Genomic DNA, 20,253 nt, shown 5'->3' on the forward strand with positions numbered 1-20,253 from the left:
GGGCTCACATCAGCACGATGTCGTACTGCTCCTGGGAGTAGTGGGCCTCCACCTGGAAGCGGATCGGCTTGCCGATGAACTCCTCCAGGTCGGCTACCGCCGCCGACTCCTCGTCGAGCAGGCGGTCCACCACCTCCTGCGCCGCCAGTACCATGTAGGTCTCGGCACTGTAGGCACGCTCCTCGCGCAGGATCTCGCGGAAGATCTCGTAGCAGACCGTCTCGGGGGTCTTGAGAGTGCCACGGCCCGCACAGGTCGGGCACGCCTCGCAGAGCGTCTGCTCGAGGCTCTCCCGGGTGCGCTTGCGGGTCAGCTGCACCAGGCCCAGTTCGGTGACCCCGGTGCACTTGGTCTTGGCGTGATCGCGCTCCAGCGACTTCTCGAGCATGCGCAGCACCTGGCGCTGATGCTCGGTATCCTCCATGTCGATGAAGTCGATGATGATGATGCCGCCGAGATTGCGCAGCCGCAGCTGGCGGGCGATGGCGGTGGCGGCCTCGAGGTTGGTCTTGAAGATGGTCTCCTCGAGGTTGCGGTGCCCCACATAGCCGCCGGTATTGACGTCGATGGTGGTCATCGCCTCGGTGGGGTCGATCACCAGGTAGCCACCGGACTTGAGCTGAACCTTGCGGCCCAGCGCCTTGTGAATCTCGTCCTCGACGCTGTAGAGGTCGAAGATCGGCCGCTCGCCGGCGTAGTGCTCGATGCGCTCCACGGCGTCGGGCATGAACTCCTCGGCGAACTCGATCAGCTTGACGTAGTTCTCCCGGGAGTCGATGCGCACCTTCTCGATGTCGTCACGCATCACGTCGCGCAGGATGCGCATGAACAGTGGCAGGTCGTCGTAGATCACGCTGGGCGCCGAAGAGGTCACCTTGCGCTCGCTCACCTTGCGACACAGCCGCAACAGGAAGTGCATGTCAGCGGCCAGCTCCTGGACGCCCACCCCCTCGGCGGCGGTGCGCACGATAAAGCCGCCGGCCACCTCCAGGCTCTGCTGGGCCTGGGCCTCCTCGATCAGGCCGCGCAGGCGCTCACGCTCGCGTTCGTCCTCGATACGCTGGGAGACGCCGTGATGGGGAGCGTCAGGCATGTAGACCAGGTAACGCGACGGCACCGACAGATGGGTGGTGAGCCGCGCCCCCTTGGAGCCGATGGGGTCCTTGGTGACCTGCACCACCAGCGCCTGGCCCTCGTGGAGCAGGTGGCCGATGGAGAGCTGCTCCTCGGCCGGGGTGCCGGGGGGCATCACCTCGTGGGCATGGATAAAGGCGGCACGGTCGAGGCCGATGTCGACGAACGCCGCCTGCATGCCGGGCAGTACCCTCACCACCCGGCCCTTGTAGATATTGCCGACGATGCCGCGTCGCCGGCTGCGCTCGATGAAGGCTTCCTGGAGCACGCCGTTTTCCACCACAGCGACGCGGGTCTCCATCGGCGTCAGGTTGATCAGTACTTCGCCGCTCATGCGGAAATCCTTGTCCAGATTGCTTTGCGGCCATTATGACATAGAGACCCGCCCCCAAGGCGCAGAGATGGGCCGCGGCCTCAGCCGAGGGCGCCATCCCACAGCGCCACCCCCTGGCGGCGCAACAACGCGGCGGTCTCGAACAGCGGCAGACCCACCACCGCAGAGTGGCTGCCGGCAATATGCTCGACGAACACCGCCGCCCGTCCCTGGATGGCATAGCCTCCCGCCTTGTCGGCGGGCTCGCCGCTGGCCCAGTAGGCGGCGATCTCGTCATCCGAGATCTCGCGCATCGTCACCGTGGTGGCCACGCAGGCGTCGAGCAGGCCGGCGGGGCCGGTGACCGCCACCGCGGTGAGCACCCGGTGCTCGCGCCCGGCGAGCGAGCGCAGCATGGCGGCCGCATGCGCCGGCCCCTCGGGCTTGCCGAGGATCGCGCCATCGAGGACGACTGCCGTATCGGAGCCCAGGGTCGGCAGCGAAGAGAGGCGCGTACCGGCCAGCGCCTTCTCCCGGGCCAGGCGCGTCACATACGCCTCGGCGGACTCGCCGGGGAGAGGAGTCTCGTCGATATCCACCGGACAAGCCGTCAACGGCACGCCGATGGAGGCCAGCAGTTCGCGACGCCGCGGCGAAGCGGAGGCCAGGCAGAGCAAGGGAGAGGGGGTAGCGGACATTGACAGGCTCCGGTCAATCGCCGGCCAGGCGCCGCCCCAGGGCATTGAAGAGGGTGGCGAACCAGGGCCAGAGCAGCGCACCGATCAGCGACGGCGTCAGGAAGGAGAGGTGGATGGCGAAGGGGCCGAGCAGGGTGCGCAACCACTGTTCCAGGAGCTGCACGCTGCCCAGCAGCACCAGCACCATCAGGGCCTGCTGGACCAGCGAGTAGGCACGAAAGCGCGGATAGACCAGGGCGCACAGGAAGGCCAGCAGCGACAGCAGCAGGGCGTTCTGGCCGAGCACCGCCCCCTCGATCAGGTCGAGCAGGATGCCCAGCACGAAGGCGTGGAAGACGCCCACCCGATAGGGAGTCTTCATGCACCAGTAGACCAGCATCAGCCCCAGCCAGTCGGGCCGCCAGATCTGCCAGCCTTCGGCCAGCGGCATCACCTGCAGGCACAGCGCCAGCAACAGGGAGCACCAGATCCAGGGCAGGGCCAGGTTGGCGGCGGAGGGGGCGGCCATCAGCGATCCTCCTCGTCGTCGTCCTCGGGGGCGGGCGCCCGTGCAGCGTTGCCGACCACCGCCCGGGCTGCCTCGATGGCCATCGCCTCGATGTCGCCGTCCCACCCGGGATCATCGAAGCGCAGCTGGCTGGGCGGGAAGAGCAGCAGGAAGTGGCGCGAGCGCTGCAGCTGGGCCACCGGCGCAGCACTGACCCGGGCGAACGGCTCGCCAGGGTCGTGCACCACCTCACTGACCCGGGCCACCGGGTAACCGGGGGGGAAGCGTCGTGCCAGGCCCGAGGTCACCAGCAGGTCGCCCACACGGATATCGGCGGTATCGGGGACATGCAGCACGCTGAGGCGGTCGTAGCGCCCACCGCCCTGAAGAATGAAGCGCAGGCCATTGCGATTGACCCGTACCGGCAGCGCATGGCTGGCATCGGCCACCATCAGCACCCGGCTCGAGTAGGCCGAGACCGAGGTCACCTGCCCGACCAGGCCGGCGGCATCCATCACCGGCTGCCCCACCTGCACCCCATCGCGACGACCGCGGTCCAGAACCATCTGGTGGGCGAAGGGATCGGGGTCCAGGGAGAGCAGCTCGGCGGTGATGAAGGGCATGTCGTGCTGGCGAGCGGCGGAGAGCAGCTCGCGCAGGCGCACGTTCTCGGCGGTGAGATCCGCCATGCGCTGGACGCGGTGAGAGAGGGTCAGGATCTGCTCACGCAGTCGACCGTTCTCATCGACCAGGGCGCGCTGGTCGGAGAGCGCCAGCGTCGCCCAGCTCAGCACGCTGCTGGGCAGGCTGACCACCCACTGGACGGGCGCCACCACCGTGGAGAGCTGGGCGCGCACCTCCTCCATGCGGGTCAACCGCAGGTCGGCGACCATCAGTCCGACCGCGACGATCGCGCAGACCAGCAGGCGATAGACAGGCAGCGGGCCATGCGAGAACAGCGGCTTGATGACGCGTCTCCCCGGGTCAGTCGCTGGACAGCAGCTCGAAGGTGTGCTGGTCGATCATCTCGAGGGCCTTGCCGCCGCCGCGCGCCACGCAGGTCAGCGGATCCTCGGCGACGATCACCGGCAGGCCGGTCTCCTCGGCGATCAGCTTGTCCAGGTCGCGCAGCAGCGCACCCCCGCCGGTCAGCACCAGGCCACGCTCGGCGATATCGGAGGCGAGTTCCGGGGGCGACTGCTCCAGGGCGTTCTTCACCGCGGCGACGATGGAGGCCAGGGTCTCCTGCAGGGCGTCGAGGATCTCGTGGGAGTTGAGGGTGAAGCTGCGAGGGATGCCCTCGGCCAGGTTGCGGCCGCGCACGTCGATCTCGCGCAGCTCGCCGCCGGGGTAGGCGCAGCCGATCTCCTCCTTGATGCGCTCGGCAGTGGCCTCACCGATCAGGCTGCCATAGTGGCGCCGCACATAGCCGATGATCGCCTCGTCGAAGCGGTCACCGCCGACGCGGATCGACTCGGAGTAGACGATGCCGTTCAGGGAGATGATGGCGATCTCGCTGGTGCCGCCACCGATATCCACCACCATGGAGCCCTGGGCCTCCTCCACCGGCAGGCCGGCACCGATGGCGGCCGCCATGGGCTCCTCGATCAGGAACACCTCACGGGCACCCGCGCCCTCGGCGGACTCCTTGATGGCCCGGCGCTCCACCTGGGTCGACATGCAGGGCACGCACACCAGCACCCGCGGACTCGGAGTGAGGAAGGTGCTCTGATGGACCTTGCGGATGAAGTGCTGGAGCATCTGCTCGGTGACGGTGAAGTCGGCGATCACACCGTCCTTCATCGGCCGGATGGCGGTGATATTGCCAGGGGTGCGGCCCAGCATGCGCTTGGCGTCGGAGCCCACGGCGGCCACGCTGCGCATGTTGCCGGACTGGCGAATGGCCACGACCGATGGTTCGTCGAGCACGATGCCTCGGCCGCGGACGTAGATCAGCGTATTGGCCGTGCCCAGATCGATCGACAGATCGCTGGAGAACAGCCCCCTCAAGCGTTTGAACATGGAAGTCGTTACCTAGTGCAGTCCGGGAACCCTGTGCGGAGGCAAACGGTATCACCGCACCCCCTCAGCAGCAAGCGAAACCCCCGGGCAGCGGCACATCGAGGCCCTGCCCGAGCGACGCCGAATATGGTACCTTCAGCGGCCTGATTTTCTCATCGAGGACACCCGACTCATGGCGCTTGAACACGCTGATGTGCTCAGGGCCGCGCATCTCGCCCGGCTCGGCCTCTCCGACGAAGACGCCGTCCACTACCTGGACGACCTCGGCCGCATCCTCGAGATGGTCGACCGCCTCCAGGCACTGGACACCGAGGGCGTTGCCCCCCTGGCCCACCCCCTGGACGCCACCCAGCGGCTGCGCGCCGACGAGGTCACCGAGAGCGACCGGCGCGACCATTTCCAGCGCTGCGCCCCGGCGGTGGAACAGGGCCTCTACCTGGTACCCCGCGTCGTCGAGTGAGCCACTTTCTACGGAGCCTCCGGCCCATGCATGACAAGACACTGACCGAGCTCGCCGCCAGCCTGGCGGCCGGCGAGTTCACCAGCCGCGAGCTGACCGAACATCTGCTGGGGCGTATCCAGCGCCACGACGGTGAGCTCAACAGCTTTATTACCGTCACCCCGGAGCAAGCCCTGGCCGCGGCCGACGCCGCCGATGCCGCGCGTACCCGCGGCGAGGCCGGGCCGCTGACCGGCTTGCCGGTGGCGATCAAGGACCTGTTCTGCACCGACGGCGTGCTGACCACCGCCGGCTCGAAGATGCTGGCCAATTTCGTCGCCCCCTACGATGCCAGCGTGGTGGAGCGACTCAAGGCCGCCGGCACGGTGAGCCTGGGCAAGGCCAACCTGGACGAGTTCGCCATGGGCTCCTCCAACGAGAACAGCGCCTTCGGCGCGGTGAAGAACCCCTGGGACACCAGCGCCGTGCCGGGCGGCTCCTCCGGTGGCAGCGCCGCCGCGGTGGCCGCGGGACTGGCTCCCGCCGCCATGGGCACCGACACCGGCGGCTCGATCCGCCAGCCGGCCGCCTTCTGCGGCATCACCGGCCTCAAGCCCACCTACGGCCGGGTCTCGCGCTGGGGCATCATCGCCTACGCCTCGAGCCTCGACCAGGCGGGCCCCATGGCGCGCACCGCCGATGACTGCGCCCTGCTGCTGAACGCCATCGCCGGCCACGACCCCAGGGATTCCACCTGCGTGGCCCGCGGCGTGCCCGACTACCGCGAGGAACTCAACGCGCCATTGGCGGGCCTCAAGATCGGCTTGCCCCGGGAGTACTTCGGCGACGGCCTCGACCCGGAGGTGGAGCGTGCGGTGCGCGAGGCGGTAGCGGTCTACGAGTCGCTGGGCGCCAAGGTGCGCGAGGTCAGCCTGCCGCACACCCACTACGCGATCCCGGCCTACTACGTCATCGCCCCGGCGGAGGCCTCGTCGAACCTCTCCCGCTACGACGGCGTGCGCTTCGGCCACCGCTGCGAGAACCCCAGCGACCTTATCGACCTCTACAAGCGCTCCCGCGCCGAGGGCTTCGGCGAGGAGGTCAAGCGGCGCATCCTGATCGGCACCCACACCCTCTCCGAGGGCTTCTTCGACGCCTACTACAAGAAGGCACAGCAGGTGCGCCGCCTGATCCGCCAGGACTTCCTCGATGCCTTCGAGGAGGTCGACGTGCTGATGGGCCCGGCCTCTCCCACCCCTGCCTTCGACCTGGGCGCCCAGAAGGATCCGGTCTCCATGTACCTGCAGGATATCTACACCATCGCCGTCAACCTGGCCGGCATCCCCGGCATCAGCGTGCCGGCGGGCTTCGTGGGCAAGCGCCCGGTGGGGCTGCAGATACTCGGCACCCACTTCGCCGAGCAGCGCCTGCTCAACGTCGCCCACCAGTTCCAGCAGGCCACCGACTGGCACCTGCGTCGTCCCCAGCTTGTCGAGGAGAGCGCCTGATGCAATGGGAAACCGTGATCGGCCTTGAGGTCCACGTCCAGCTCGCCACCCGGTCCAAGATCTTCTCCGGCGCCCCCACCGCCTTCGGCGCCGAGCCCAACACCCAGGCCTGTGCCGTGGATCTGGGCCTGCCCGGGGTGCTGCCGGTGCTCAACGAGCAGACGGTGGCCATGGCGGTGCAGTTCGGCCTGGCGATCCACGCCGAGATCCCCGAGGTCTCGGTGTTCGACCGCAAGAACTACTTCTACCCCGACCTGCCCAAGGGCTACCAGACCAGCCAGATGTATCACCCCATCGTCGGCCCCGGCGAGGTGGAGATCACCCTGGAGCAGGGCGAGGCCAAGCGCATCCGGGTGCACCACGCCCACCTGGAGGAGGACGCCGGCAAGTCGCTCCACGAATCCTTTTCTGACGGCATGGGCCACGCCATGACCGGCATCGACCTCAACCGTGCCGGCACCCCGCTGCTGGAGATCGTCTCCGAGCCGGACATGCGCTCGGCGAAGGAGGCGGCCGCCTACCTCAAGGCGATCCACTCCATCGTCACCTATCTCGGCATCAGCGACGGCAACATGGCCGAGGGCTCGATGCGCTGCGACGTCAACGTCTCGGTGCGCCCCGTGGGCCAGGCGGAGTTCGGTACCCGCGCCGAGATCAAGAACGTCAACTCCTTCCGCTTCGTGGAGCGCGCCATCGAGTTCGAGGTGGAGCGCCAGATCGAGCTGATCGAGGACGGCGGCAAGGTGGTCCAGGAGACGCGCCTCTATGATCCCGAGCGCGACGAGACCCGCAGCATGCGCACCAAGGAGGAGGCCAACGACTACCGCTACTTCCCCTGCCCCGACCTGCTGCCCGTGGTGCTCGACGGCGCCTACGTGGACCACCTGCGCGAGATCCTGCCGGAACTACCCGACGAGAAGCGCGCCCGCTTCCAGGACGAGCTGGGGCTCTCCGCCTACGACGCCGGTGTGCTCGCGGCCAGCCGCGAGATGGCCGAGTACTTCGAGGCGGTCAAGGACGCCTGCGGCGACGCCAAGCAGGCCGCCAACTGGGTGCAGGGCGAGCTCTCCGGTGCCCTGAACCGTGAGGGCCTGGCGATCCAGGACAGCCCCGTCTCCGCCGCTCAGCTCGGTGGACTGATCGCCCGGGTGATGGACGACACCATCAACGGCAAGGCCGCCAAGCAGGTGTTCCAGGCGCTGTGGAACGGCCAGGGCGAGAGCGCCGACGAGGTGATCGAGACCAAGGGCCTCAAGCAGGTCACCGACAGCGGCGCCATCGAGGCGATGATCGACCAGGTGATCGCGGACAGCCCCGCCCAGGTGGCCCAATACCGCGACGCCGAGCCGGAGAAGCGCGGCAAGATGATCGGCTACTTCGTCGGCCAGGTAATGAAGGCCTCCCGCGGCACCGCCAACCCGCAGCAGGTCAACGGCCTGCTCAAAGAGAAGCTCGACGCCCTGTGCTGACGACGGGGACGACACTCGGAGCCCAGGAGGAGGTCCGACATGGCCGATGACGTCGGCGCACGGCTGCGCACCCTGCGCACCCTGCGCGGTATCTCCCAGCGTGAGCTGGCCAAGCGCTGCGGGGTGACACACTCCAGCCTGTCGCTTATCGAGCAGGGCAAGGTGAGCCCCTCGGTGAGCTCCCTGAAGAAGATCCTCGACGCCATACCCATGAGCGTCGGTGACTTCTTCACCATGGACCTGGAGAACGGCCGCCGAGTCTTCTATTCGGCCGAGGACCTGGCCGACGTGGGCGCAGGCGACGTCATCTACAAGCTGGTGGGCGCCGATCGTCGCGACCGGGCCTTGGCCTTCATGATCGAGACCTATCCCCCCGGCGCCGACACCGGCCGCGAGATGATCGCCCACCAGGGTGAGGAGGCCGGCGTGGTGCTGGAGGGAGAGATCGAGATCACCATCGGCGCCGAGTCGCGGATGCTGAAGGCCGGCGAGGCCTACTACTTCGAGACCAACGTGCCCCACCGCTTCCGCAACCCGGGCGGCGAGCCCTGCCGCCTGGTGAGCTGTGCGACCCCCGCCCGGGCCTTCTGAGGCCCGGGATCAGCCCTTCTTGAGCTTGTCGATCTCCTCGCGCAGCGCCTCCGCCTCCTCGGTGAGGGAGGCGTTGGCGCGCATGTCGCCGTTGCGAGCGGCGTGCATCGCCTGCTCGAGCTTCTGCTCGTAGGCCTTCTGCAGCTTCCTGGTCGGGTCCGTCTTGAAGAGTCCGAACATGGGGCATCTCCTCTGGGGGTGTTCCCACAGCCTACCCCTTTCGGCAGGATAAATCGATACAAGAGTTGTACGAATGATTCACTTCAATACAATGAGGCCGGCGCCATGGCGCCGGCCTCGTCGTGTTGCGGAGGATCACGCGGCTCAGTTGGCCAGCGACATCCATACGCTCTTGAGGTCAGAGTACTCCTCCAGGGAGTGGTGGGACTTGTCGCGGCCGTTGCCGGACTGCTTGACCCCACCGAAGGGCATGGTCTGGTCGCCGCCGGCCCAGTTGTTGACGAACACCTGGCCCGACTGCAACCGCCGGGTCACCCGCATGATGCGGTCGATGTCCTGGCTCCACAGGCCTGCCGCCAGGCCGTAGACGCTGTCGTTCGCCAGGCGCACCGCCTCCTCCTCGCTGTCGAAGCCGAACACCGAAAGCACCGGACCGAAGATCTCCTCGCGGCCGATGGCCATCTCGGGGGTGACGCCATCGAACACCGTGGGCGGGATGAAGAACCCCTTGCCATCGACCACGGTGGCCTCACCACCGGCACGCAGTCGGGCACCCTCCTCCTGGCCACGGCGGATGAACTCCAGCACCCGGCGGTACTGGGTCTCGTCGACCATTGCGCCCATGAAGCTCTCCGGATCGAGCGGGTCACCGGGCTGCATGGTCTCGGCCGCGGCCACCACCTTGTCGATGAAGGCCTCGCGAATGCTGTTCTCCACCAGCAGCCGGGAGCCGGCGATGCACACCTCGCCCTGGTTATGGAAGATCGCCGCAGCGGCATGCTTGGCCACCCGATCCAGGTTCTTGCAGTCGGCGAAGACGATATTCGGGCTCTTGCCGCCGCACTCCAGGTAGAGGCGCTTGAGGTTGGACTCGCCGGCGTACTGCATCAGCAGCTTGCCCACCCCGGTGGAGCCGGTGAAGGCGAGGCAGTCCACCTCCATGGAGAGCGCTAGCGCCTTGCCCACGGTATGGCCGAAGCCCGGCAGCACCTGGAAGACGCCCCGCGGCAGGCCCGCCTCCCGGGCCAGTTGGGCCAGGCGCAGCGCCGAGAGCGGCGACTTCTCCGAGGGCTTGAGGATCACGCTGTTGCCGGCGGCAAGCGCCGGGGCCACCTTCCACGCGGTCATCATCAGCGGGAAGTTCCAGGGCACGATGGAGGCCACCACGCCCAGCGGCTCGCGCAGCACCAGCGCCAGGGCCTCCTCGCCGGTGGGGGCCACCTCGCCGTAGAGCTTGTCGATGCACTCCGCCTGGTAGCGGAAGCAGGCGATGGCGCCACTCATGTCGCCGAGCGAGCTTGCGATCGGCTTGCCCATGTCCAGGGTATCGAGCAGGGCGAGCTCGGCCTTGTTGGCCTCCATCAGGTCGGCCAGGCGCAGCAGCGTCTTCTTGCGCCTGCCCGGGGCGAGGCGTGACCAGTCACCGCCATCGAAGGCGGCGCGGGCGTGGCTCACCGCCACGTCGGCGTCGGCGGTATCGCAGCTCGCCACCCGAGCCAGCACCTCGCCGGTGGCCGGATTGACGCTCTCGAAGGTCTCGCCGCTGGCGGCAGCGACGAAGACGTCATTGATGAAGGCGCGGGTCTCGAGCCCGCTATCGGACTTGAGGGCGGCGGTCAGGTCGGCGGCGAGTTGCTGCCACTCGGCCAGGGTCTTGGGCATCTCGGGGCGACTCATGCGGAGGTCTCCTCTTGCTGATCGGTGGTGGTGTCGGCCAGTCGAGCCAGGGTAGCATCCAGGGCGGCGCGCGCCTTGTCGACGAGTTCGTCGATCTCGGCGTGGGTGATCACCAGCGGCGGCGAGATGATCATGGTATCGCCCACCGAGCGCATCACCAGTCCCGAGGCGAAGCAGAGGTCGCGGCACAGGTTGCCCACCGCAAGCGCCTTGTCGAAGCGCTCGCCGGTGGCGGGGTCGATCAGCTCCAGGGCGCCGATCAGGCCCAGCGAGCGCGCCTCGCCCACCAGCGGATGCTTGGCGAGTGCCTGCCAGCGCTGCGCCAGGTAGGGGCCGAGGTCGTCGCGCACCCGCTCGACCACGCCCTCCGCCTCCATCAGCTCGAGGTTCCTCTGCGCCACGGCGGCACAGGTGGGGTGGCCGGAGTAGGTGAAGCCGTGGAAGAACTCACCGCCCTCCTCGATGAGGGTGTCGGCGACTCGGTCGCCCACCAGCACGCCGCCGATGGGCAGGTAGCCGGAGGAGAGCCCCTTGGCGATGGGCATCAGGTCGGGCTCGAGCCCGTAGTGGACGCTGCCGAACCACTCGCCCAGCCGGCCGAAACCGCAGATCACCTCGTCGGCCACCAGCAGGATGTCGTACTTCGCCAGCACCTCCTTGACCGCCGGCCAGTAGCTCGCCGGGGGGATGATGGCGCCGCCGGCGCCCTGCACCGGCTCGGCGATGAAGGCCGCGACGTTCTCCTCGCCGAGCTCGAGGATCTTCGCCTCCAGGGCCGCGGCACACTCGCGCCCGAAGGCTTCGGGGTCCTGGCCCTCGGAACGCCCCTCTCCAAACCGCCCTTCTCCAAACCAATAGGGCTGGCGTACATGGGCGATCTTCGGTACCAGGGGGCCACCCTGCTCGTGCATGGGCGCCATGCCACCGAGGCTCAGCCCGGCAACGGTGGAGCCGTGGTAGGCATTCTCGCGGCCGATAACCCACTGTTTTTCGGGCTGCCCCTTCAGGGCCCAGTAGCGGCGCACCATGCGCAGCACGGTGTCGTTGGCTTCGGAGCCGGAGCCGGTGAAGAAGACGCGGTTGATATGCGGCGGCGCCAGCCGGCATAGCGTCTCGGCGAGCTTGACCGCCGGCGGATGGGTGGTCTTGAAGAAGTTGTTGTAATAAGGGAGCTGGCGCATCTGGGCGGTGGCGGCCTCCACCAGCTCCTCGCGGCCGTAGCCGAGGTTCACACACCACAGCCCCGCCATGCCGTCGAGGATGCGGTTGCCCTCGGAGTCGATGATATAGACCCCCTCGCCACGCTCGATGATGCGGCTGCCCTCCTCACCCAGAGACTTGAAGTCGGTGAAGGGGTGCAGGTGGTGGGCGCGGTCGAGCCGCTGGTAGTCAGAGGTCTGCATGGTCGACGACTCCAGGCTGGGGAATTCGGGCGGCCCGACGGGAGTGGCACGCCTCGGCGAAGCCACGAAACAGGGCGTCATAGAGCGGATGCTCGGTGGGGTGCCACTCGGGGTGCCACTGCACGGCCAGGGCGAAGCCCGGGGCATCGCCCACCGAGATCGCCTCGACCAGACCGTCCGGGGTGTGGGCCTCGGCGACCAGGCCCGGCCCCAGGGTGGCGACGCCCTGCTGGTGCAGGGAGTTCACCTGGGCGTGGGGTTCGGGATAGAGGGCAGCCAGCCGGCCGCCAGGCACGATGGCAAGGTCATGGCTCGGGGCGAACTGCTCCGCCTTCTCTCCCGCGGGCTCACGGTGGTCGAGCATGCCCGGCACCCGCTGCACCGCCTGATGCAGGGTCCCGCCGAAGGCCACATTGAGCTCCTGGAAGCCGCGACAGATGCCCAGCAGCGGCAGGCCGAGATCCAGTGCGGCGGGAATCCAGGCCAGGGCTGCGGCATCGCGGTGGAGATCATCCCGGGTATTCTCCGGCTCCCGCTCGGCCCCGTAACGGCCCGGCTCGACGTTGGTATAGCTGCCGGTGAGCAGCAGGCCATCCAGATGGGCCGGCAGGTCGCCGGACACGGCGTCCTCCCACACCGGCAGGATCACCGGCGCCAGGCCGTACTCGCGCAGGGCGGCAAGATACTTGTCGGTGACCATATGCGCCGGATGGCCCTCCACCTCGCGGCGGCAGGCAATCACGCCCACCAGGGGTCGGGACGACATTGCGCTCTCCTCTCGTCAATGAATCTCGATGTTATGCTTTGTTCAACATAGCCTGTCCCGGGACGGATGCCAAGCGGGAGCCGAAAGGCCTCAGGATACGATGGGAAACCATGAGGAAGCAGCGACCAGAGGATACCGATACCGCTATCTACGGGCCGCGCATAACGTAAAGTATTTGACAACACCCAGGTGCCACCACAAAGATAGCACCAAGCCAAGCCAAACAAGGGACTCTGCCATCATGTCGCCACACGTCGCCTCCGAGGCCCGGGACTTCCTCGCTCAGCACCCCGAGATCGACGCCATCGACCTGCTGATCAGCGATCTCAACGGCGTGCTGCGCGGCAAGCGGGTCTCTCCAGAGAATCTGGAGAAGGCCTATACCCAGGGTATCAACCTGCCCGCCTCGGTCTACGCCCTGGATATCCTCGGCAATACCATCGAGGAGACCGGTCTGGGCCTCGACAGCGGCGACGCCGATCGAGTGTGCCGGCCGCTTCCCGGCACGCTGATGCCCACCCCCTGGCGACGCCAGGGCCGCCAGGCCCAGTTGCTGATGCATATGCAGGAGCCCGACGGCAGCGGCTTCTTCGCCGAGCCGCGCCAGCTGCTCGGCCGGCAACTCGAGCGCCTCACGGCGCGTGGCCTGACCCCGGTGGTCGCCGTGGAGATGGAGTTCTATCTGGTGGACCGCCAGCGCGACGCCAGCGGCACGATCCAGCCGCCCTGCTCACCGGCGACCGGCGAGCGCGCCAGCCAGAGCCAGCTCTATTCGGTCAGCGAGCTCGACGAGTATGCGGACTTCCTCGGTGAGGTGCAGAGCGCGGCCGACATCCAGGGGCTGCCGCTGGATACCATGCTCAAGGAGTGTGCCCCGGGGCAATTCGAGATCACCCTGAAGCACGGCGCGGACGTGCTGGCCGCCTGCGACGCGGCGGTACTGCTCAAGCGACTGATCAAGGGAGTGGCGCAGAACCATGGCTTCGAGGCCACCTTCATGGCCAAGCCCTACGGCCTCGAGGCGGGCAACGGCACCCACGTGCATATCAGCCTGCTGAACGAGGACGGCGACAACGTCTTCGCCGCCACCGACGGTGACCCCCTGGGCACTCCCGACCTGCATCACGCGGCGGCCGGCCTGCTGACGCTGATGCCGGCCAGCGTGGCGCTGTTCGCCCCCAACCTCAACTCCTTCCGCCGCTTCCAGCCGGGACTCTACGTGCCCATGGCGCCCACCTGGGGCTTCGACAATCGCTCGGTGGCGGTGCGCATCCCCTCGGGACCCAACGCCGCTCGGCGGCTCGAACACCGGGTGGCCGGCGCCGATGCCAACCCCTACCTGCTGCTGACGGCCCTGCTGGCGGGCATCGACTACGGCCTCTCCAGGGAGCTGACCCCGCCGCCGCCGATCACCGGCAACGCCTATGCCCAGGTCGAGCCGAGCCTGACCAACAGCTGGTGTCAGGCGCTCGACCTGCTGGAGGCAAGCGAGCCGCTCCGCGCGGCCCTGGGAGACGACTTCCTGACGGTCTTCCTAGCCAATCGACGTGCCGAACGCGATCTCGCCATGCAGCATGTCAGCCGCCTGGAGACCGACTGGTACCTGCGCCAGGTCTAGGCGCCTGCCGGACTCCAGGCTGCCTCACGGCGAGGGCCGGTCACATCCGACAGGCTTCAGGGCGCGAACACCACAGGCTCACACCTCGGTGGACTCGCCCTCCCGAACCTCGGGCTCGGCCTGCCACTGTACCTCGCCGTCAATTACCGGCAGGCGCTCGGCCTGGGGAGCGGTATCGAGGCGTCGCGACTGTTCCTCTCCGTCGAGGCGGTAGGTGACGTCATAGCCCTGAGTCTCCTCATGTTCCTCCATGACCGTGCGGCACTGCTCCTCGGTCACCACTCGCTCGCGGGTCTCGTAGCGCGTCTCGTAACGGGTCTCGTACTGGACCTGCGGCTGTGCCTGGGCATGCTGGCGGGCCTCGACACGCTCCTGCACCTCCCGCCCGGCCAGGGCACCGCCGATGGCACCGGCCACGGTGGCGAGCTTCTTGCCGCTGCCACCACCGATCTGGTTGCCCAGCAGGCCACCGACGACGGCACCGGCAGCACCACCGACGATACGGTGAGGATCCCGGCTGGCCGCCGGGCCGCTCGGGGCCGGCGCCTCCACTGGTACCTGAACCGGCACCTCGACCGGCACCTCCTCGCTCACGACCCGCTCAACGTCCTCGCAGACCTCGCGGGGCCGTTCCACGGTTCGGGTCACGAGCTGCACGGCCAGGATCTCGGCGTACTCCGGCCCGCGTGGCTGCTGGACCTGCCAGGCACCGAAGGCCAGTCCACCCAGGCCCAGCACTGCCAGCGTCGCACCGACGACTATCGACTTGCTCATCTGTCACCTCCTGAAGAGAGTGGAACACCACTCGCTGAAACACCATCGGGCTCCAGGCGTGAGTGACCATGACGGCTTGGGGCGATGAGAGGGGCAGCGCAATCCGGCGCCACCCGACGAAACCCAGTATAGGATGATGCGTCCTGTCGAGGGCCCGGTGGAGATGACTTCCACAGACTCTCCCTGGCCGTCGCCGCCTGGCGACAGTCAGGTCAGCAGAGACAGTCGCGGCAATCAGGCCAGGGGCTCGCCGGCGGAGGTGACGGCTTCGCCTTCCGGCTCGGCCACTGCGGCCCGCGGCGCCGCGAGCCCCCAACGCCCATCCAGCCAACGGCGGGCAGCTTCGACTCGATTGAAGGTGTAGACGTGCAGACCGACAAAACCGCCAAGGGGATCGCCGAGCCGCGGGGCCAGCTGTTCGAGCAAGCCATCGGGATAATAGGGAGAGGGCCGCAGCAGTCGTGACATCCAGCCTGACCGGCGACGCAGGGCACGCACCGAGGGTCCCAGCCCCAGACGCAGGGCGATGGCCAGCAGTCGCCTGGGCTCCATTACTCCGGGTATCCCGGCAACCACCGGCAGCGTCATGCCGAGCCGCCGCTGCCGCTCCCGCCAGGCCAGCAGCGGCTGCGCCTCGAAGCACAGCTGGGTCACGGCGTAGTCGGCCAGCGCCGCCTTGGCCTCCAGGTCGCACTGCAGCGCCGCCGCCTCGATGCGGTGATGCCCCTCCGGATAGGCCGGCACGCCGAGCCGCGCCGGGCGCAGCTCACACCCAGCCAGGGCCTCGAGCAGCGCCCGACCGTGGGGAAAGGAACCCACCGGCTGCTCGGTATCGCCGCCCACCACGAAGGCATCGTCGATTCCCAACTGCGCCAGGTGCTCCAGCAGTCGCTCGAGATGAGCGCGATCCTGGATCAGTCGAGCAGCGAGATGCGGCACCACGTGGAAGCCCTCCCCGACCAGCCACTCGCTGGCCTCCAGGGTCCGCGCCAGGCCATGGCGCGGCGAGCAGGTCACGCTGACCACGGCACCCTCGGGAAGGGCGCGGGCCGCCTCCTGCATGCCGGCGATGGGCAGCAGCTCGAAGCGGGGCGCTTGCCAGGCGGGCCGGGCGAGGGCCGCCGCCAGGGCGGCCCGATTGGCCTCGTTCATGTCAGCTTACCCCTTGGGAATCGCCTTGCTGGGGTCGTGGAAGGGCTTCTCCACCACCATAGCGTCCTGGGCACCGGTATTGGCCTCGATACGCAGCGCCGTGCCCAGCTCGGCATACTCGATCGGGACCATGGCGTAGCCGATGTTGCGCTCCTGGCGCGGCGAGCGGGTGGCCGAGGTCACCTTGCCGATAGGCGCGCCCCCCGAGTCAAATACCGGGAAGACATCGATCATCGTGCCGTCGGTGAAGTAGCCGACGCTCGGGCCGTCGATCTCCACTCCCACCAGCTTGCGCGAGACCCCCTCGGCCTTGATGCGCTCCAGGGCGGCGCGGCCGATGAAGTCGTCGGCGCCGCGCAGGTCGACCATCCAGTCGTAGCCCATGCCCACCTCGAAGGGGTTGGTGTCGTACCAGATGTCGCAGCCGAAGGCGAGGATCCCGCCCTCGATGCGGCGGATGTGGCACGGGCCGATCACCTGCATGTCGTGGGGCCGGCCGGCCTCGAAGACCCGCTGCCAGAGCGCTTCCCCGAAGCGGCTGGCCTCACGCAGATAGATCTCGTAGCCGATCTCCCCGGAGTAACCGGTGCGCGAGATCACCACCGACATGCCATCGAGATCGGCCTCCATCAGGTGGTAGTAGGGCATGCCCAGCACCGCTTCGCCGAACAGGTCCACCATCACCGCCTTGGCCTTCGGCCCCTGGACCTGGACCGGTGCCACGTCCACCTCCCGGATGGTCACGTCGAACCCGGCATTGACCGCCAGGCCCTGGCACCACAGCAGGATGTCGCTGTCGGCGAGCGACAGCCAGAAGCGGTTCTCCTCGATGCGCAGCAGCACCGGGTCGTTGAGGATACCGCCATCGGGGGCCGTGACGAAGACGTACTTGCACTGCCCCACCTGGCAGTGGCGCATGTCCCGGGGAACCAGCCGCTGGACGAAGGCGAAGGCGTCGGGCCCGCTGATCTCGATCTGGCGCTCGACGCCGACATCCCAGAGGGTCACGCCCTGGACCAGAGCCCAGTATTCGTCCACCGGGTCGGTGTAGAGGCGCGGATGGTAGTGATGGTTGTAGACGCTGTACTTGCGCACCCCGTGCCGCCGCGAGGCGTAGAAGAACGGTGACTTGCGGATACGCGGATAGAGCAGGATCTCCGGCGTCGACGGGGTTTCGTGCGTGCTCTGGATGCTCTCGATGGCCTGGGACATGACCGCCTCCCTCCACTGTCGCTTTACCGGGGACCGGCACCCGCCGGCACCCTTGCCTTCGACACTAGCTCCACTGACCAGCCTCCATCTCGCTATGGGCGTCGAGCTCTTAGCCGTGGGCGACAGGGCGCGGATGACCCTGTCGCCGCCAAGCAAGGGGGTGTCGCTGCAGAACAGCGTGATTCGTGAGACCTGCCTTATGCTGCGAGAAACCCTCGACATCAGGAGCACGATCATGGCGGCACTTCCCTCGCAGGCAGACGCGGTGATCATCGGCCTAGGCGGCATCGTCGGCGCCTCGGTGGCCCATCACCTGATCGAGCAGGGCTGGACCAACCTGGTGGGGCTCGAGACGTCCGCCCTGCCTTCGGATATCGGCTCCACCGCCCACGCCTCCGACTTCTGCTTCATGACCTCCCATGATCGGCTCTCCTGCTATACCACCACCTACAGCCGACGCTTCTACGAGGCGATGGGGCACTACCACAGGGCCGGTGGGCTGGAGATCGCGCGGGTCGGCGACGAGGCGCGGCTGGCCGAACTGCAGCGCAAGGTCGCCTCGGGCAAGGCCTTCGGCACCAACGTGTGCATGGTCGGCGCCGACGAGGTGGTGGCGCGCTTCCCGCTGCTGGACCGTGACCGGGTGCTGGGTGGCATGTGGGACCCCGACGCCGGCCTGGTGATCCCGCGCTCCCAGCGGGTGGCCGGCGAACTGGTCGAGAAGGCCGTTGCCAGCGGCCACCTGCGCGCCTTCGCCGAGACCCCGGCACTGGATATCGATGTCCGGGACGGCCGGGTCTGCGGAGTCGAGACGCCCAGGGGCTACATCGCCACCCCGCGGGTGATCATCACCTCGGGCATCTGGGGCCCGATCCCCGCCGCCATGGGCGGCGCGACCCTGCCGCTGATGCCGGTGGAACATCCGCTGCTTTTCTTCGGCCCCTTCGAGACCTTCGCCGGCAGCGGCAAGGAGATCGGCTACCCGCTGCTGCGCGACCAGGGCAACTCCGCCTACCTGCGCGATACCGGCGACCCGACCAGCACCGAGGGCGGACTGCTGGAGTGGGGCTACTATGAGCAGCGCGAGCCGCGGCTGGTGGCCCCTTACGCCATCCTCCCGAGCGACCGGGCGCGCCTCTCGCCCTCCATGCGTGACCTGGAGCTGGACCAGGTGGCCGAGGCCTTCGAGCGGGCCATCGAGCTCACGCCGATGCTCGGTGAGCTGGGCTGGGACGAGAAGCACTCCTTCAACGGCCTGCTCTCGGTCACCTCGGACGGCGGCTCGCTGGTGGGCGAGTCGCCGGAGACCCGGGGCCTGTGGTTCTGCGAGGCGGTCTGGGTCAAGGACGGCCCCGGCATGGGCAAGCTGCTCGCCGACTGGCTGACCCATGGCCGCGCCGAGCCCGACCCCTGCGGCATCGACATCGCACGCTTCTACCCGATACAGAAGACACCCCACCACGTCGAGGGCCGCTGCCGGGAGATCGCGCGGAAGATCTACGACCCGCCGGTGCACCCCCGCGAGCCCTTCGAGAGCGGGCGGGACCTGCGCCGCGGCCCCTTCTGGCCCCGCGAGAGGGAGCTCGGCGGTCACTTCATGGAGACCGCCGGCTGGGAGCGCGCCCACGGCTATGCCGCCAACGAGGCGCTGCTGGAGCGCTACGGCGAGCGGGTGCCCGAGCGTCCGGCCGAGTGGGACGCTCGCCACTTCTGGCGGGTCTCCAATGCCGAGCACCTGGCACTGTCCGACGACGTGGGCATGATCAACCTCTCCCACTTTGCCATCTACGACATCTCGGGCCGCGATGCCGAGGCGCTGCTGGAGTGGCTCTCGGTGGCCAAGATCGGCGGCGACACCCCCATCGGCAAGGGAGTCTATACCCACTTCCTGGATGCCGCCGGCGGCGTCCACTCGGACCTCACCCTCGTGCGCCTGGCCACGAACGCCTGGCGGGTGATCTGCGGCGGCGACACCGGTCACCGCGACCTGATGTGGATCACCCGGCGCGCCGAAGCGGCCGGCCTGACACGCTGGCACCTGGAGGATCGCAGCGACGCCCTGGCCACCCTGGGCCTGTGGGGCCCCAACGCCCGGCGTACCCTGCAGGCCCTGGCGGATGATCCCGAGGGCCTTTCCGACGTTCGCTTCCCCTTCGCCACCGCCCGCGAGATCCGCATCCAGGGGTTGCCGGTGTGGGCCTTCCGCATCTCCTACGTGGGCGAGCAGGGCTGGGAACTCTACGTGCCCTTCAGCTACGGCCTGGCGCTCTGGGACCTACTGTTCGACGCCGGCGTGACGCCAGTGGGCATCGAGACCTACGCCAACAGCCGCCGCCTGGAGAAGAGCCTGCGGCTGCAGAACGTCGACCTGCTCACCGACTACAACCTTTACGAGGCGGGCCTGGCACGGCCTAGGGTCAAGGCCACGGAGTTCCACGGCAAGGCCGCCTACCTGGAACAGCGCGACCGGCCCTGCCAGCCGGCCACGCTCTGCACCCTGGTGATGGAGGCACACCACGACGCCACCGGCACCCCGCGCTTCCCGGTCGGCCAGTCACCGCTGCTCGACCCCGAGAGCGGCGAGGTGCCGGTGGACGCCCTGGGCCGGCGCTCCTACGTGACCAGCATCGCCTACGGGCCCTCGCTCGGGCGCAACATCGCCCTGGCCTACCTGCCCGCTGGCTATGCCGAGGAGGGACGACCCCTGCTGCTGGAGTACTTCGCCGAGCACTACCCGATGCGGGTGGCCGCCGTCGGCTACCGGGCCCTCTATGACCCGGAGAACGCCCGGCCGCGAGGCTGAGGACTCA

Annotated in this window: 18 protein-coding genes; 6 read left to right on the forward strand and 12 right to left on the reverse strand. The window is 68.4% G+C overall.

The annotated features are described in order from the left end of the window. Window positions 1–4: 4 nt before the first annotated feature. From rng to LWH48_RS01375, 5 genes are all read right to left on the reverse strand, one after another. Window positions 5–1,468: a ribonuclease G gene (gene rng, locus LWH48_RS01355; RefSeq protein WP_161432414.1), complete on the reverse strand. Its 1,464-nt coding sequence runs from the start codon at window positions 1,466–1,468 to the stop codon at window positions 5–7. A gap of 80 nt (window positions 1,469–1,548) precedes the next feature. Beyond that, window positions 1,549–2,145 carry a Maf family protein gene (locus LWH48_RS01360; protein ID WP_232910993.1) on the reverse strand — a complete coding sequence of 199 codons (597 nt, stop codon included), beginning with the start codon at window positions 2,143–2,145 and terminating at the stop codon, window positions 1,549–1,551. Between the two features lie 13 nt (window positions 2,146–2,158). After that, a complete protein-coding gene (gene mreD, locus LWH48_RS01365; RefSeq protein ID WP_161432416.1) occupies window positions 2,159–2,653 on the reverse strand; it encodes a rod shape-determining protein MreD in 495 nt (164 codons plus the stop codon). After that, a complete protein-coding gene (gene mreC, locus LWH48_RS01370) occupies window positions 2,653–3,558 on the reverse strand; it encodes a rod shape-determining protein MreC (protein ID WP_232911028.1) in 906 nt (301 codons plus the stop codon). Before mreC ends, mreD begins: the two co-directional genes overlap by 1 nt. A gap of 58 nt (window positions 3,559–3,616) precedes the next feature. Then, complete coding sequence (locus LWH48_RS01375; RefSeq protein WP_023005904.1) at window positions 3,617–4,654, reverse strand: rod shape-determining protein; 1,038 nt, start codon at window positions 4,652–4,654, stop codon at window positions 3,617–3,619. A 172-nt stretch (window positions 4,655–4,826) separates the two neighbouring features. On the opposite strand from LWH48_RS01375, the gene gatC reads away from it, so the two are divergent. From gatC to LWH48_RS01395, 4 genes are read left to right on the forward strand one after another with little or no spacing between them, the layout of a single operon-like run. Continuing rightward, window positions 4,827–5,114 carry an Asp-tRNA(Asn)/Glu-tRNA(Gln) amidotransferase subunit GatC gene (gatC, locus tag LWH48_RS01380; RefSeq protein ID WP_161432417.1) on the forward strand — a complete coding sequence of 96 codons (288 nt, stop codon included), beginning with the start codon at window positions 4,827–4,829 and terminating at the stop codon, window positions 5,112–5,114. A gap of 26 nt (window positions 5,115–5,140) precedes the next feature. Further along, a complete protein-coding gene (gatA, locus tag LWH48_RS01385) occupies window positions 5,141–6,601 on the forward strand; it encodes an Asp-tRNA(Asn)/Glu-tRNA(Gln) amidotransferase subunit GatA (RefSeq protein ID WP_232910994.1) in 1,461 nt (486 codons plus the stop codon). Continuing rightward, window positions 6,601–8,070, forward strand: a complete 1,470-nt coding sequence (gatB, locus tag LWH48_RS01390; RefSeq protein ID WP_232910995.1) for an Asp-tRNA(Asn)/Glu-tRNA(Gln) amidotransferase subunit GatB — start codon at window positions 6,601–6,603, stop codon at window positions 8,068–8,070. Before gatA ends, gatB begins: the two co-directional genes overlap by 1 nt. 39 nt (window positions 8,071–8,109) lie before the next feature. Further along, window positions 8,110–8,661, forward strand: coding sequence for a cupin domain-containing protein (locus LWH48_RS01395; protein WP_161432420.1), 552 nt, complete (start codon window positions 8,110–8,112; stop codon window positions 8,659–8,661). A gap of 9 nt (window positions 8,662–8,670) precedes the next feature. Here LWH48_RS01395 and LWH48_RS01400 read toward each other — a convergent pair whose 3' ends face one another. The 4 genes from LWH48_RS01400 to LWH48_RS01415 form a co-directional block, all read right to left on the reverse strand. Next, complete coding sequence (locus LWH48_RS01400; RefSeq protein ID WP_161432421.1) at window positions 8,671–8,841, reverse strand: DUF6435 family protein; 171 nt, start codon at window positions 8,839–8,841, stop codon at window positions 8,671–8,673. Between the two features lie 144 nt (window positions 8,842–8,985). Further along, a complete protein-coding gene (locus LWH48_RS01405) occupies window positions 8,986–10,518 on the reverse strand; it encodes an aldehyde dehydrogenase (protein WP_232910996.1) in 1,533 nt (510 codons plus the stop codon). Further along, on the reverse strand, window positions 10,515–11,921 hold the full coding sequence (locus LWH48_RS01410) for an aspartate aminotransferase family protein (RefSeq protein WP_232910997.1): 1,407 nt from the start codon (window positions 11,919–11,921) through the stop codon (window positions 10,515–10,517). Before LWH48_RS01410 ends, LWH48_RS01405 begins: the two co-directional genes overlap by 4 nt. Then, window positions 11,908–12,687, reverse strand: coding sequence for a gamma-glutamyl-gamma-aminobutyrate hydrolase family protein (locus tag LWH48_RS01415; protein WP_232910998.1), 780 nt, complete (start codon window positions 12,685–12,687; stop codon window positions 11,908–11,910). Before LWH48_RS01415 ends, LWH48_RS01410 begins: the two co-directional genes overlap by 14 nt. A gap of 241 nt (window positions 12,688–12,928) precedes the next feature. Here LWH48_RS01415 and LWH48_RS01420 point away from each other — a divergent pair, with 241 nt between their 5' ends. Further along, window positions 12,929–14,305 (forward strand): glutamine synthetase family protein, encoded by a 1,377-nt coding sequence (locus tag LWH48_RS01420; RefSeq protein ID WP_232910999.1) that lies wholly within the window; start codon window positions 12,929–12,931, stop codon window positions 14,303–14,305. 78 nt (window positions 14,306–14,383) lie between these two features. On the opposite strand, the gene LWH48_RS01425 is transcribed toward LWH48_RS01420, so the two are convergent. From LWH48_RS01425 to LWH48_RS01435, 3 genes are all read right to left on the reverse strand, one after another. Further along, complete coding sequence (locus LWH48_RS01425) at window positions 14,384–15,079, reverse strand: glycine zipper 2TM domain-containing protein (RefSeq protein ID WP_232911000.1); 696 nt, start codon at window positions 15,077–15,079, stop codon at window positions 14,384–14,386. Between the two features lie 234 nt (window positions 15,080–15,313). After that, window positions 15,314–16,231, reverse strand: a complete 918-nt coding sequence (locus LWH48_RS01430) for a methylenetetrahydrofolate reductase (RefSeq protein WP_232911001.1) — start codon at window positions 16,229–16,231, stop codon at window positions 15,314–15,316. Window positions 16,232–16,237: 6 nt separating this feature from the next. Next, on the reverse strand, window positions 16,238–17,443 hold the full coding sequence (locus LWH48_RS01435; RefSeq protein WP_232911002.1) for a glycine cleavage T C-terminal barrel domain-containing protein: 1,206 nt from the start codon (window positions 17,441–17,443) through the stop codon (window positions 16,238–16,240). A 235-nt stretch (window positions 17,444–17,678) separates the two neighbouring features. Between LWH48_RS01435 and LWH48_RS01440 the strand changes: the two genes are divergently transcribed. Further along, a complete protein-coding gene (locus tag LWH48_RS01440; RefSeq protein ID WP_232911003.1) occupies window positions 17,679–20,246 on the forward strand; it encodes a GcvT family protein in 2,568 nt (855 codons plus the stop codon). The last annotated feature ends 7 nt before the right edge of the window (window positions 20,247–20,253 follow it).

It is taken from the genome of Halomonas sp. G15, assembly GCF_021282295.1.
Lineage (GTDB): Bacteria > Pseudomonadota > Gammaproteobacteria > Pseudomonadales > Halomonadaceae > Halomonas > Halomonas alimentaria.